This window comes from Maribacter sp. Asnod2-G09 (assembly GCF_045063795.1).
GTDB lineage: Bacteria > Bacteroidota > Bacteroidia > Flavobacteriales > Flavobacteriaceae > Maribacter.
Window position 1 is genome coordinate 772112 of the sequence record NZ_JBEFOA010000005.1, and the last position, 14593, is coordinate 786704.

Here is a 14593-nt window from a genome sequence, read left to right on the forward strand (position 1 = left end):
TTATTTTAACAAAACTTTTTAAAGAAAATTTTTACCTGTAACTATTCCACGATTTTTAAAAATCATCTGCTAGCTTAAAACCTTAAATTTTTGACTTATTTACAATATTTATCTCGTTTTCATACAGTTAGATCAATCAATTAAGAAATAGCCATATTTAACCTATATTTAAATAACATAAATTAATTTCTCATGAAATACGTTTTTCTACTCCTACTTTTCTCAATAACTTATAGCTACGCACAAACCGATGAAGAGGCTATTATTTCACTTTTAGAAAAAGAATCTTCCACATGGCGTTCAGGCGATGTAGAAGCACATGCTTCTTGCTGGTCAATTCAACCCTATAGCAGAATTTTTGTTTCTATGACAGATGGAAATAGTATTGATGTACCACCGACAATGATGATCAATCCGCCAGAAGATATGGTTGGTAAAGGCGGAACATCTAAAAATTCGAATTATAACATGAATATAAGTGACAACCACGCTTGGGTTACTCATGATGAGGAATCTACCAATACTGACGGAGTTACCAATTATACTTACGAAATGCGCATTCTAGAAAAAATTGATGGCAGCTGGAAACTCGTAGGGCAATCGATACACTCTCGTAATATGGATTAAGCTTAGAATAATTTCAACTGCCCATCTTTATAAGATTCATGCAGCGTAGTATTGAGTTTTGGGAATGTTTTGCCTTCAAAATATTTACCCTTTGCCAAACGTACCATATCATGAATTTGGGTAGCTATAATACCATCACCTCTACTTCTTAAACCGAACCTACTATCGTTTAATCTACCACCATGGCATTCTTGAATTTGATGTAATACCTTCTCTGCTTTGTCGGGCAATGTTTTACGAATCCAATCTGTAAATATTTCACCAATTGCCCCATTTAATCGAACTACGGTAAATGCCATAGATAAAGCACCATGCTCTGACACCGCTTTTGCCAAATTCAAAATCTCGTGACTATTAATACCTGGTATAATTGGCGCCAGCATTGCATTTACAGGGATTTCATTTTCAGATAATACCCTTATAGCTTCTAGTCGTTTTTTAATGGTCGTAGTTCTAGGCTCTAATATTCTTCTTGTTTCTTCGGATAAAGAAGTGACAGAAATGTTGACACCGATTAAGCCGTATTCATTCAATTCTTTTAGAATATCTAAATCACGCAAAACCAAAGCGTTTTTGGTTATAATACCAACCGGATGCCTATATTTCAAAAAAATCTCTAAACATTTACGAGTTAACCGAAATTCTTGCTCTGCAGGTTGATAACAATCTGTGTTGCCCGACATGACTATAGTACTTGGCTTCCAGCTTTTACTTCTTAATTTAGCTTCTAAAAGTTTAGGAGCATCGTGTTTTATCAAAATCTTTCTTTCAAAATCCAATCCGGCACTATAGCCCCAAAACTCATGTGCATTTCTGGCATAGCAGTAAATACAACCATGCTCACAACCTTGGTACATATTCATAGAATAACTCATACCTACATCGGGACTAGTAACTTTATTGACTATCGTTTTGGGAAAAATAGGAAGGTATTGGGTCTTATTTCTATCGGCAACTTCGCCTTCTACACGGCAGAATTCAAGAAAATCGTCTCTTGTTTCGTAACTATATACAGAAAATTTATTGCTGGTATTTTTTTGGGCACCTCTTCCTTTCACCGAAGAATTAGAATTCATTAAATAGGATTTAATCCAAAATTATGGAAATTATCCTAATAAATAAATTTTAAATTTCTAATGCTATTAATATCTAAATTGGCTAAATGAAAAGTATACCTGTTATAGCACTTCTTTTTCTTAGCTGTTATTGTTTTAGCCAATTAGCTTCACCAAGTCTTTATGGTGAATATGATGTATTTATTGATGAAGAATTTAATGACAATATTTTTCATAAAATAACTTTCGGCTCTGAGTTGACATCATTCAAATTTATTGCTCCTGAGTTTGATGTTTCATATTATTATGGCTTAAACTCACAAGAAATACTTTATGCCGAACAAACAGGACCACCAACATATACCGCCTATTTAAGTGAACACTTTGAAGGGTTCGTATGGGGGTTTTCACCAAAACTCTTTTACCAAGAAGAAGGTACTCGCGTGGTTTTTATCCCAAAATATCATTTCGGAAAAATACACGCGACAGGTAATTTTTTAGATTCAGATAATCTTAGGCTAGAAAAAAAGATTAAATCGAAAATGTACTATTGGTCTTTTGCTTTAGGCATTGAAGAATCTAAGTGGTCCAACAATGCTACTTACGGGTTTTACTTAATATATAATGGCTTGAATGCAGGCAAAACATTGAATGAATTAGACTTTGATGCACAATCATTCATAAAAGACAATTACAATACAAGAACCATAGGTCTTGGCATTAGAATCTCTTATAATTTTAAAACACGGGATCAGATTATTTAACACCCACTTGAACCAATTGCTTTTTTGTACCTCTTTTAGCGTAGAATCTTAATTCATCGTTCTGGTGATCAATGTATGGTACAGATACCATTAACGGTAAACGAGCTTCGGTATCATCAATAACCTTACTGTATTTCATATGTCCGTTTTCATCTAAACGGATTAAGAATACATTTCTGTTTCTACTTAAACCTTGTTTGAACATAATACGATCATCGCTCAGTTGTTGCGGGTTTTCTGAAGATGTACTTATGAAAAAGTATGTTGTATTGTTTTTGGTATATGAGCTATAAGATGCATAAGCACCATCGCCCTGTGTAACCTCTGTTTTATTTATATTTCTAGCCCAAACAACATCTCCGGTTGCGCTTAATTTTGCACTGATAATATCATTATGATGGTATCTAGTTACCGCAACACGCCCACCACTAGAGTTAGATTGTACACTTTTACTTGTAAAGTACTCTTCAGCATTAAATAGAATGTTCCCTTCTTTGGTGATATCCATACCTTTGAACACTAAATCTTTTATCGCTTTATCATCTTCACGCCCAAACTTATCCATCATAAACTGTTCTGAAAACGGATTGAATTTTTCAGTCTTCATCTCTAAAGTTTTCGGGTCTAAGTTGAAATAAGAAATTCCGTTATAACGATTATCTTTTCTATCCGCATAAAAACCGATACAAAGCAATTCATCACCTCTAAAAATAGGTTTTAAAGATTCAGGAAATTTACCCGGAGTATAAAAAGACTGTATACTTCTACTGCTATTAGAAATTCGAACCATTTCATATTGAAACTTACGCTCAGTAGCATTAAAACGTTTCTTTTTAAAGTATGCCTTACCTACCAAATACACATTCTGCAAATCTTTCGAGAAGGCGATATTTTCAAAAGCATAATTCTTTTCTTCTACCTCATCAGAAAAATCATGTTCCATTAACTTATTTAAGTTGGCATTGAATACATGAATTTTATGCTGATCAACCTTTCTTTTCTTGTAATGCGTAGTTATGGCAAAAGCCGATTTATCATCATTGAATAAAATAGAAGTTGTAAAGCCAGATGAAAAGTTTCGGTTATAAAAATTTCGATCTAAAGGCTGCTCAACAGGGTCAGACTCAATTGCCAAAATAGTTTCTTTAGTAAATTGAAATTGTGAAAACGGACTTCTATGCACCTCATACTGGTAACTCTTGTTTCTATAACTATACTCTAAAAACAACAAATATACTTGACCGTTACGCACGTAAGCATCTATAAAGTTGGCATCTTTCAACTTATAATTATATTCAGATACGAGTTCTAAATCTTTATTATAATGTTCAATAAAATACCCTTTTGGCCTTAGTATAATACCTGTGTAATAGGCACGTACCACAACAGTACCCTCGCTACCATCATCTGCGATAGCAAGCATATTAGAGTATCTATATTTATCGTGAAATTTTTCGCCAATAGTATATGATACAAGTTCTTCTTGTGCAAAAGAACAAACTACATTAATAAGGAACAAGAATAAGAATGCGCTACGTTTAAACATAACCAATTTGGTTTATGTCATGAACCCGGAAAATTTGCCTTTCTTTTTTCTAAAAATGCAGTAGTACCTTCGGCAAAATCATCTGTACCGAAGCAAGCACCAAAGGCTTCAATTTCCTGCTCATAACCATTTACAGTATTCTTAAAACCAGCATTTACTGCTTTTATTGCATGAGCAATAGCTACAGATGAGTTATTGGTTATTCTAGATATAATTTTATGGCATAAAGGCAATAATTCTTCTTGGGTAGTTACATGGTTTACCAAACCGTAAGCATGTGCTTGTTCTGCGGTTATCATACCTGCAGTCATAATCATTTCCATAGCTCTACCTTTACCAACCAACTGCGGTAAACGTTGTGTACCACCATAACCAGGTATAACACCTAAAGAAACTTCTGGCAGTCCCATTTTCGCATTATCACTTGCTACTCTAAAATGACATGCCATTGCCAATTCTAATCCGCCACCAAGAGCAAAACCATTTACTGCAGCAATAACGGGAGTATCTAATTTCTCTACAAAATCGAATAATTGTTTTTGACCTTTCGCGGCTAATTTCTTTCCTTCTTTTTCACTGAAATCAGAAAACTCTGAAATATCTGCACCAGCTACAAATGCCTTTTCCCCACTACCGGTTAAAATGATAGCTTTAACGCTTTTATCTTTTTGTAAATCTTTAAAAGCCTCATGTAATTCACCAATGGTTTCTTTATTTAAAGCATTTAATTTATTCGGACGATTAATCGTCACGATTGCCGTTGTATCTTCTCTATCTATAAGAATTGTATTGTATGACATAGTTGTTGATTTGTTGATTTATGTATTCTCTTTCGGAAACTTTACACAGAATACCGTACCCTTACCTAAATGAGAAGTGAAATTGATAGACCCCTTATAAGTTTCCACAATGTTTTTTACCATTCCTAAACCTAACCCCATACCACTCGTTTTGGTAGTAAATTTCGGTTCAAATATTTTTTCTTCATTATCCTTTTCAATGCCATAACCATTATCTGCCACTGATATTTTAACCATATCCCCTTCAGATGCTACACTGACCAAAACTCTAGGCGATTCAACATCTGGCACAGCTTGTATGGCATTTTTAACCAAATTGGTTACAACACGTATTAACTGTGTACGGTCTAATTTCGCAATTATTTCCTCTTCATCGGCTATAAAATGTATATAATCTTCATTGAAAATATCTATCGCCAGTTTTACAATTTTGACCACATTTAAAGTTTCGTTCTGTTGCGCCGGCATTTCAGCAAAATTTGAGAAAGCAGAAGCTATACTACTCATGGTATCTATTTGCTGAATTAAGGTATTTGAATACTCCTTTAATTTTTCATGAATCTGCGGATCGCTAGGGTCAAATTTGCGCTCGAAACTCTGCACGGTTAATCGCATAGGTGTTAGCGGGTTTTTGATTTCATGCGCCACCTGTTTTGCCATTTCGCGCCACGCTTGCTCACGTTCACTACGCGCCAGTTTTGCAGCACTTTGACCTAATTCGTCAATCATACCATTGTAAGCCGCAATCAATTTCTCTATTTCTTCACCGGGGTTATCTAGATATATTTTTTTGTTCTGCTTACTCAATTCAGTTTTTCCCATCATGGTTGAAATGGTCTCCAATGATCGGGTGATATATTTTGAAATAAAAAACGCAAATGATATTGCCATTAAAAGCATGAGCAGGTAAACACCTAATAAGCGCCATAAAAACTCCCTCAATTCATGGTCGTTGAACGAATTGTCTTCAAAATAAGGCAAGTTTAAAATACCAATTGGTTTAAATTTTTGATCCGCTATATAAGTAAATGAAGCCTGATAATTATCTCCTGCCAAAGCATTTTCCCTAACGTAACGTTTATTAGGACTTACCGCTAATTCATTCAATATCTCAGCATCTATACACATGGATATAGAATCATTTGCAAATTTTGGTCGAGAGCTTTTAATAAGTTCACCATCTAAACTGTAAATATTGAAATTCATGTTCTGCACAACGGCTATCTCATAAATTTCATTTTTAAAAATAAGATCAAGGTTTTCTGTGGTGACAGGATAAGTGGTTTTCTGAATGGCAAGATCTATACTTTGGCGAATTTGCTCTTCTTTTCGCTCCATTCTGTTTTCATGGTAATCTATATTGATTTCCTTAAACTGATATACGGTTATGCCAAATATTAAAACAGATGCTATTAATACCAATAAAATCATTGATACAAATATGCGCGTCCTAAGAGAAAACTGTTTTAACAAAAGTGATACGTTTCGTTCAAAGTTAGCAAATATCGCACCAAAAATATCAAATAAGCTTTTAAGGTTTAAAGGCAAGAAGTATAAAGTGTTACTTTAAATGCTATCTTCAATACTAGGTTCGTCATTGCGCCATAATTAAAGTATTTAAAAATTCAGATATATGCGTTTACGTACCAGTTGCAATTTAAAGTTCGAGATTTCTGAACCAACTCCATTCATTCTTATGTTAAGACCACGCAGTGGCAGCCAACAATGGGTAGAAAGAGAGGAATATAAAATCACCCCGAGTATTCCAGTTATTGAGTTTACCGACAACTACGGTAATCTATGTCAACGATTAATCGCTCAACCAGGGCAGTTCTTAATTTCTACTTCTTCAGAAATTGTAACCTCAAATTTTATAGATCAAGGTTTTGGCGCATCATTTGTAGATATACAAAATTTACCAGACTCTGTTCTTAGTTACCTATTACCAAGCAGATACTGCGAATCTGATTGCTTTTATGAAATGAGTTCAAGTATAACTAATGGTCATTTATACGGTTATAATCAAGTTTCTGCAATTACCAATTGGTTACGTGACAATATTAGCTATTTACCAGGAAGCAATAATCAGCCATTATCTGCAAGTCAAGTTAATATTTGAAGGTTTGGTGTTTGTCGAGATTTTGCTCACTTGGGTATTGCCCTGTGTCGCAGCTTAAGCATTCCTGCTCGTATTGTTGTTGGTTATCTTTATGGCTTAGAGCCTATGGACATGCATGCTTGGTTTGAAGCTTATGTTGGAGATCGATGGTATACATTTGATGCAACACAAATAAATTCGCCTGGCGGGTATGTTATTCTCGGTTTCGGTCGTGACGCTGCAGATGTTGCTATTTTCAATCAATTTGGTCCGCTTGTACACCCCACAGAACAACTTGTAAAAGTTGAACAGATTTTATCAGACACCTAATCGTATTTGAATCATAGATTGATTTTGTTTGAGCTGGGTTAATTAAATCTCAAATTATTTAAAGTAAAAAATTCATTTTCAAGTGCAATCATTTTGATATATAAAGGCGAAATTTAAAACAAGTTAAAAATGAAAGTAATTTCTTACTTATTTTTGCGTTAATACTATGTTGTAATTTATCTTTTTTATAAAATTCAGGCATGCTATATAAGTCACTATTAACTTTATTCACCATATTCATTGCCCTTTGCACCCCCATAACATTACATTCTCAATACGCTGAATCGCTTACTTTTCAGCATATTCAAGACGGTATGTCTCAAAGTAGTGCAACCGTACTTTTAGAAGATAGTTTTGGTTTTATTTGGATTGGCACCAGAAATGGGCTCAACAGATATGATGGAAAAGATTTTGAAATCTACACTAAAAGTCTAGATGGTAAAACAGGACTCAACCATGAATATATTGTGGCTTTATATGAAGATGGTCAAAATATTATCATCGGTACAAATGAAGGAATAAGTCTTTATCATCGTAGTTTAAATATTATAACACCTTACCCTTTAATCAATGAAGGTCAAGCTATCAAAAATGAAGTATTTGAGACTATAGCTAAGAAAGACGGCATACTCTGGTTAGGATCAGAGTCTAGTGGTCTTTATAGTTACGAGATAGAAACCGGAAAAGTAAAACATTTTTCTCCACCTAATGAACATATTAAAGTTGACAACCCTCGACTTAATAAAGTTGTTAAAATTGATGTTCTAGATGCTAATCGCATTCTAGTGGTATTCACATATAATACCCTAATACTAAATTCTGAAATGGAGATTATTAGTGAAGTATTACAAACAGAAGAGATGGTTACCGGTATAAATTCATCAGATAATTCTTTTTTAATAGGATCAGGCAGGGGATCGCTATTTAGTTTAGTCATAGAAGAAAATTCAATTATTATCACCAAAGAAAAAGATGTTAGCCCTTATTTTGGTATACGCTCTTTAGAAAAAACCCTAGATAATGAATTGTGGATAGGCACCGAAAATAACGGTTTACATATTTATAATGAAAATCTAGATTTTATAAGACATATTGAGTACAGTGTTACAAGACCTAATTCCATTTCTGGTAATTCTATATGGGCATTACTATGTACACGAGATGGTACCATGTGGATAGCCCCTTACAAAAGTGGGCTAAATATTTATGATAAAGAATATTATAAATTTAAACATATTAATTCTGACCCATTCAACTCTACATCGTTGAGCAACAAATTAGTGAATTGCTTTAGCGAAGACGACAAAGGCAACCTTTGGATTGGCACAGATGGCGGAGGAATTGATTACTGGGACCGTTCTTCAGACACATTTGAAAACTATTCATTAAGTAACAAAACATTTGCCAGTAATGTAGTTCTTTCCTTATTACAGGTCAAAGATGACGAATTATGGGCAGGCACATGGACAAATGGTATAGCCGTTATCAATACAAAAACTAAAAAAACCAGTGTACTAACTTCTGAGAATTCATTTTTAAAATCAAATATTATAATTGACCTTTTAAAGGATAAAAAAGAAAGAATTTGGATAGTAAACTACTTTTCAGGAGTTCAAGTGTATGACCCCAAAACAAAAAAACATCAAAATATAATACTCAATTCAGAAGTTGATGGTAGTACAATAAACTCCATATACCAAATTTTTGAAGATAACCAGGGCAATATATGGGTAGGAACATTGAACACTGGTTTATTTAAATTGACAGAAAAGAATGGTGAATGGTCATCTGTTCATTATCATACCAAAAATTCTTTAAGTAATAATTTCATCAATGTGATCATTCAAGATAATGAAGATAACATTTGGGTCGGTACCCAAGGCGGACTTAACAAATATAACCCAGCTACCGATTCATTTTCAGTAATCGCTAAGAGTGATGGTTTAAAAAATGACGCCATTAAAGGTATTATAGATGATCAAAACAGCCATTTATGGTTGAGCACCGAAGAAGGTATTATTAGATATGACACCAATACCGGAGAAACAATTAACTATGATGTAGGCGATGGTCTTCAGTCAAAAGAATTTATTGCAAGTTCATCTATAACTACTAAAAAAGGCGAATATATATTTGGTGGCATTAACGGCTTTAATGTTTTCACTGCAAGTGATGTTGAAAAGCGAAAAGACACGCTTACCCTATTTGTATCCGGATTGAAACTGTTCAATCAACCTGTTTTACCGAATGATGATTTTGGTATATTAGAAAAAGATATTAGTCAAGTAGACTCCCTAACCTTTAACTATGACCAATCTGTAATTAATATAGACTTTAAAGCCCTGACTTTTAGACATCCAGAAAGCGTGAATTATGCTTTTTATCTTGAAGGGTTTGAAAAAGATTGGAATTATGTCGGTAATAATCCTACAGCAACATACACAAACTTAAATCCTGGAGAATATAAATTAAGGATAAAATCTACAAATTCTGATGGTGTATGGGTCGATAACGAAATAGACCTTTATATTACCGTGACACCGCCCTATTGGCAAACTTGGTGGTTTAAAGCATTAATGATTGCGCTTGTTTTATTGTTATTTTATATCGCCCAACACGTTAAACTACTAAATATTCGAAAAAATCAACGAAGATTAGAGTTAAAGGTTGATGAACGTACCAAAGAATTACAATTTCAAAAAAACAAACTAGTAGAAGCAGCAGACAACTTAGCATCTAAAAACGAGGAAATTCAACGATTTACGTATGCCGTTTCTCACGATTTAAAAAGTCCGTTAGGAAATATCAAAGGTCTCGCAAGTCTGATCCCTTTAGAAGTGTCTTTAGAAGATCACCCAGGTCTAGCCGAATACTTGAGTCTTATCGATGTTTCTTGCAACAATATGAACGAATTAATTTCTGATATTACAGAAATTGCCAGACTAGGTAAAATCGACAACAAAAATGAGTTACTAAAAACCAACGAACTATTAAATTTATCAAGAAATTTAATTAAGGGCAAATTGAAACAGCTAAATATAGAGCTTACAATTACTGAAAATATGCCCGATATTTTTGGCGACCGCAATAGAATAATTCAAGTTTTTGGTAATTTCTTAGATAATGCGATTAAGTATATGGGCGACCAAAAAAATCCTAAAATAATAGTTACATACGAAGATAATGGTGACACCAACAGCTTTATGGTTATTGATAATGGGTCAGGTATGCATGAGGGAGCACTTAAAAAGCTATTTACACCTTTCGAACGTTTTCATGATAATGTAAAAGGTACAGGTTTGGGGCTCTATATGGTAAAACAAATAGCGATTTCACATGGCGGTACCATTATCGCAGAATCAGAAGGAGAAGGCAAAGGAGCTACTTTTAAACTAATTCTTCCAAAGGCTAAAATTGCAGCACAAAATGCTAGAAAATCACTTATCTCGTAAATTCTAAAAAATTAGAATCATACTTTAATTTTTAAGTAGTTATGCTTCCGGATTTTTATTTCGAATTCTCTTGTATAGCTTTATACCCAGCATTAAAAGTATACCTAAAACTATAATACCTACCACTCCAAAAATCCAATTAAAGGAGCCTTTCAAAATCACTAAAAACACAATAGCGAATAGAATCAGCGTAGCACCTTCATTCCATATACGCATGAATTTAGAAGTGTATTGAATATCATCTTTTTGAAACTTCTTGAATATTTGATGATTTTTAAGGTGATACAAAATCAGCAACAATACGAAACCTAGTTTTATGTGCATCCACGGTTGGGTAAGCCAACCAGGGTAAATAACAAGCAACCAAATAGCAAAAAATACTGCCAATACAGCCGATGGCCAAGTGATAATATACCACAGCCTTTTGGTCATCAACTTCAATTGCTTAGAAAGAATTTCTTTTTCAGGTGATGGTTTTAAGTTGGCTTCTATATGATAAATGAACAATCTCGGAATATAAAAAAGCCCTGCAAACCACGTTATTACGAAGATGAGATGCAGGGATTTTATATAGTTGTAATATTCTGTCATAGGCTTATAAAAACAAACTCAAGTTCAAGCTCAAAACTAATCTCTCAGTTTTCTTTTCTCAACTCTCTTTTCTAAATTCCAATCTTAAACTAAGCCCAAAGTTAGCAAAAGCGGATAGAACTTATCTTATAATCTTATCGCACCAACTCCAGCATCCCATAACGTTTTATTATAAGCAGGTATAGCAGTGTTGATAAATTGCTTTCCTTTGGCTTTTAAACCGGTCCATTGCGCGTCTAATTCAGCCTTACGATCTTTACTCGCCTTATTCAATCTTGGAATACCACTATTCGTCTGATTAATCATAAATATGTACTCGGCAGAAAACTTGTTAGGAAAATTCTCTACATCATCATATGCTTGCGATTTACGCTGTACCATATCACCATCCCATGCTTTCATATCTGCCAATAGTTTTTCACCAGCAGCTTTCGCGGTAGGATCTGTTACCTTTTTTAAGACCTCGGTTAAATCGTTTTGAGCGGCATATAATTGATTGATCATATTGTGCATTTCAGTCAACTCTGCTTCTGCAGTCGTCATAAAAGCATCATATTCTTCGTACTGACCAGGTTTTGTTTCATAGGTAGGCACTTCATTAATTGTACCTGTAGTAGAAACTGTTTGCCCATCAACCTTTAATTTAAAAGTATATGTACCAGGGGAAACTTTATGTCCGCTGAAACCTGCTTCAATATACACACCTGGTATACCTGGCATTATGGCGTTTTTCATATCCCATACAAAGCGGTTCAATCCTGTCTTCTTACTCAACACTGGTGCTGGTGGTGCACCACCACCATTATGTGGCTTGTAGGTTGGATCCTTTTCTGAACTAATTGTTCTGATCACCTTCCCCTTAGCATCTGAAATCTCTAAAGTAATAGCAGTGCTATCTTTTAATTTAGGAAGCTCATAATATAACACCACTCCGTTAGCAGGGTTTATCCCTTCAAAAGTATCGCTACCCGTAAATTTATCAGAATTACCACTCAATGGACTCCCCCACGAACCATTATAAGCATCTTTTGGCTTTAGAACTTGGAGTCCCGTTTTAGAAGGTTGATACTGCCCAAGAGCAACCACATCATCAAGAATCCAGAAAGAACGACCAGAAGTAGCTACTACCATATCGCCTTTATGCATTTTTAAATCTGTAATAGGAGTTTTAGGTAAATTCAATTGAAAAGGCTCCCAAGATTTACCGCCGTTCCAAGAAGCGTAAATTCCTTTCTCCGTTCCTGCATATAATAAGTCTTTCTTAAACTCGTCTTCACGCACTACACGAGTAAAAGCACCATAAGGAATTCCAGAGTTGATTGCTGTCCACGTTTTTCCATAATCGGTTGTTTTGTAGAAGCCAGGCGTATAATCATTGAATTTATATCGTGTTGTAGCTATATATGCGGTTGCAGGGTCATGCGGAGAAACCTCTATGGCATTGATCAAACATTCTTTTAATCCTTTAGGCGTTACATTTTCCCAAGTTTCTCCTCCGTTTTTGGTCAAGTGTACTAATCCGTCATCACTACCTGTCCAGATATATCCTTTTTCATGTGGAGATTCTAAAATATAAGCCAGTGTACCGTAGTTTTCAGCACCTACTGCTTCGTTAGTATATGGTCCGCCTCCATTGCCTTGTTTTGCATCGATATCTCGGGTAAGATCATCAGATATTTTATCCCAAGTAAGACCCATATCTCGTGTTCTAAATACATATTGTGCTCCGTGATAAAAGGTACCCAACTCATGTGTAGAAGCAATTATTGGAGCGTTCCAATTAAACAAATACTTCATATCTCTAGCCTCGCGACCTAAATATTGAATTGGCGCCTGCATAATCTGCGTTGCTGCTTTCGACTCCATATCCATTACCTCAACCGTACCCAAATATTGACCACCCATTACATATCTAGGGTTATCGGGATCAAAGGCTAAAAAAGCACTTTCACCACCTGCAGAATCGGTCCAATCTCTGGTAGCAATGCTTCGACTGCCTGCAGATAGGCTAGCGATTTTAACAGACCTATTATCTTGCTGACCACCATAAATATTATATGGAAATAAGTTATCTACACTAATTCTATAAAACTGTGCAGTGGGCATATTACTTTGTGTAGACCATGTTTTAGCATAATCAAAAGATACAGATGCACCACCATCGTCTGCTAAAACCATATTTTTAGAATTGTTAGGGTTGATCCATAAATCGTGTGTATCGCCATGGGCAACCTCAACAGTCTCCCATGTTTTTCCACCATCTTCAGAACGTAGTGCTGGTGCACTTAAAACATAAACAGTATCTTCATCATTAGGATCTACAAAAACCTCAATATAATACCAAGCACGTTGCACTAATCGGTTATCACCACTAACCATTGTCCAAGATCCGCCTGCATCGTTAGAAACGAATAAGCCACCTTTATCGGCATCGGAATCACTTTCTATCAAAGCATAGACTTTGTTGGAATTTGACGGACTCACAGCTATCGCCATTTTTCCTTTTTCTTCTGGTAGACCTTTGTGTATTTTCTGCCAAGTCTCACCTGCATCTGTAGATTTATATAATCCGCTACCGACACCACCACTAACTACCATATTCGGTTTACGTTGGTGTTCCCACATGGCAGCATACATAATTTCTGGATAGCTAGCATCCATAGAAAGTTCAGAAGCACCCGTTAAATTATTTACAAACAAAGTATTTTTCCAAGTCTTACCACCATCTACGGTTTTATAGATTCCACGTTCAGCATTCCCTTCAAAAAGAGCTCCTTGCGCCGCAACATAAACAATATCAGGATTTGTAGGATGGATGATAATACGAGAAATATGTTGGGTCTTTTCAAGTCCCATTTTCTTCCATGTCTTGCCAGCATCTGTAGATTTATATACTCCGTCTCCGTAAGATGTCATTACACCACGTGGCGCATGTTCTCCCATACCCACATATACAATATTCGGATTGGATGCCGACACAGAAACTGCACCTACCGATCCTAATTCAAAAAAGCCATCAGAAATATTCTCCCAACGTTGCCCTGCAGATTCTGTTTTCCACACTCCGCCACCAGTTGTGCCCATATAATAGGTCATGGGATCACCAATAACTCCCGTAGCAGTTACCGAACGCCCACCTCTAAACGGACCAATATTTCTAAATTTTAAAGGTTTAAAATAATCGTTGGCCTTTTGGGCAAATGTTATGGTGGTTGCAAGTACCGCCATAAAAAAGAGTAGTTGTTTTTTCATTATAGTTTGTTTGGATGTTGTTTTGGTCTTTATAATGTCAGTTCGAGTGGTTTTTCTTGGAGTAAAACGTAAAGAAAA

At 35.1% G+C, this 14593-nt stretch carries 10 protein-coding genes and 1 pseudogene; 5 read left to right on the top strand and 6 right to left on the bottom strand.

The features are described 5' to 3' along the window. Nucleotides 1-192 precede the first annotated feature (192 nt). Nucleotides 193-627 (top strand): endo-arabinase, encoded by a 435-nt coding sequence (locus tag ACJJVT_RS15350; protein ID WP_405399868.1) that lies wholly within the window; start codon nt 193-195, stop codon nt 625-627. A 2-nt stretch (nt 628-629) separates the two neighbouring features. Here the strand turns inward: ACJJVT_RS15350 and ACJJVT_RS15355 are convergent, their stop codons facing one another. Continuing rightward, nucleotides 630-1703 carry a PA0069 family radical SAM protein gene (locus ACJJVT_RS15355; RefSeq protein ID WP_405399871.1) on the bottom strand — a complete coding sequence of 358 codons (1074 nt, stop codon included), beginning with the start codon at nt 1701-1703 and terminating at the stop codon, nt 630-632. Nucleotides 1704-1789: 86 nt separating this feature from the next. Between ACJJVT_RS15355 and ACJJVT_RS15360 the strand changes: the two genes are divergently transcribed. Then, nucleotides 1790-2446 carry a hypothetical protein gene (locus ACJJVT_RS15360; RefSeq protein ID WP_405399872.1) on the top strand — a complete coding sequence of 219 codons (657 nt, stop codon included), beginning with the start codon at nt 1790-1792 and terminating at the stop codon, nt 2444-2446. Here the strand turns inward: ACJJVT_RS15360 and ACJJVT_RS15365 are convergent. From ACJJVT_RS15365 to ACJJVT_RS15375, 3 genes are read right to left on the bottom strand one after another with little or no spacing between them, the layout of a single operon-like run. After that, complete coding sequence (locus ACJJVT_RS15365; RefSeq protein WP_405399874.1) at nt 2439-3992, bottom strand: hypothetical protein; 1554 nt, start codon at nt 3990-3992, stop codon at nt 2439-2441. The genes ACJJVT_RS15360 and ACJJVT_RS15365 overlap by 8 nt on opposite strands. A gap of 17 nt (nt 3993-4009) precedes the next feature. Further along, nucleotides 4010-4792: an enoyl-CoA hydratase/isomerase family protein gene (locus tag ACJJVT_RS15370; RefSeq protein WP_405399876.1), complete on the bottom strand. Its 783-nt coding sequence runs from the start codon at nt 4790-4792 to the stop codon at nt 4010-4012. Between the two features lie 18 nt (nt 4793-4810). Next, on the bottom strand, nt 4811-6223 hold the full coding sequence (locus ACJJVT_RS15375) for a sensor histidine kinase (RefSeq protein ID WP_405399877.1): 1413 nt from the start codon (nt 6221-6223) through the stop codon (nt 4811-4813). Between the two features lie 202 nt (nt 6224-6425). Here ACJJVT_RS15375 and ACJJVT_RS15380 point away from each other — a divergent pair, with 202 nt between their 5' ends. The 3 genes and pseudogenes from ACJJVT_RS15380 (at nt 6426) to ACJJVT_RS15390 (ending at nt 10672) form a co-directional block, all read left to right on the top strand. Then, the gene (locus tag ACJJVT_RS15380) at nt 6426-6911 is read left to right on the top strand and encodes a hypothetical protein (protein ID WP_405399878.1); all 486 of its coding nucleotides are present in this window, start codon (nt 6426-6428) and stop codon (nt 6909-6911) included. 18 nt (nt 6912-6929) lie between these two features. Continuing rightward, nucleotides 6930-7220 (top strand): annotated as a pseudogene (locus tag ACJJVT_RS15385) (transglutaminase family protein); the annotation flags it as partial. A gap of 200 nt (nt 7221-7420) precedes the next feature. After that, nucleotides 7421-10672 carry a two-component regulator propeller domain-containing protein gene (locus ACJJVT_RS15390; RefSeq protein ID WP_405399879.1) on the top strand — a complete coding sequence of 1084 codons (3252 nt, stop codon included), beginning with the start codon at nt 7421-7423 and terminating at the stop codon, nt 10670-10672. Nucleotides 10673-10711: 39 nt separating this feature from the next. Here ACJJVT_RS15390 and ACJJVT_RS15395 read toward each other — a convergent pair whose 3' ends face one another. Then, nucleotides 10712-11263, bottom strand: a complete 552-nt coding sequence (locus ACJJVT_RS15395; protein ID WP_405399881.1) for a CopD family protein — start codon at nt 11261-11263, stop codon at nt 10712-10714. 126 nt (nt 11264-11389) lie between these two features. Further along, a complete protein-coding gene (locus ACJJVT_RS15400) occupies nt 11390-14515 on the bottom strand; it encodes a glycosyl hydrolase (protein WP_405399882.1) in 3126 nt (1041 codons plus the stop codon). Between the last annotated feature and the right edge of the window lie 78 nt (nt 14516-14593).

Bases quoted from the DNA above. Each gene is read 5' to 3' on its own strand.
- ACJJVT_RS15350 (WP_405399868.1), top strand. From the start codon at position 193: ATGAAATACGTTTTTCTACTCCTACTTTTCTCAATAACTTATAGCTAC.
- ACJJVT_RS15355 (WP_405399871.1), bottom strand. From the start codon at position 1,703: ATGAATTCTAATTCTTCGGTGAAAGGAAGAGGTGCCCAAAAAAATACC.
- ACJJVT_RS15360 (WP_405399872.1), top strand. From the start codon at position 1,790: ATGAAAAGTATACCTGTTATAGCACTTCTTTTTCTTAGCTGTTATTGT.
- ACJJVT_RS15365 (WP_405399874.1), bottom strand. From the start codon at position 3,992: ATGTTTAAACGTAGCGCATTCTTATTCTTGTTCCTTATTAATGTAGTT.
- ACJJVT_RS15370 (WP_405399876.1), bottom strand. From the start codon at position 4,792: ATGTCATACAATACAATTCTTATAGATAGAGAAGATACAACGGCAATC.
- ACJJVT_RS15375 (WP_405399877.1), bottom strand. From the start codon at position 6,223: ATGATTTTATTGGTATTAATAGCATCTGTTTTAATATTTGGCATAACC.
- ACJJVT_RS15380 (WP_405399878.1), top strand. From the start codon at position 6,426: ATGCGTTTACGTACCAGTTGCAATTTAAAGTTCGAGATTTCTGAACCA.
- ACJJVT_RS15390 (WP_405399879.1), top strand. From the start codon at position 7,421: ATGCTATATAAGTCACTATTAACTTTATTCACCATATTCATTGCCCTT.
- ACJJVT_RS15395 (WP_405399881.1), bottom strand. From the start codon at position 11,263: ATGACAGAATATTACAACTATATAAAATCCCTGCATCTCATCTTCGTA.
- ACJJVT_RS15400 (WP_405399882.1), bottom strand. From the start codon at position 14,515: ATGAAAAAACAACTACTCTTTTTTATGGCGGTACTTGCAACCACCATA.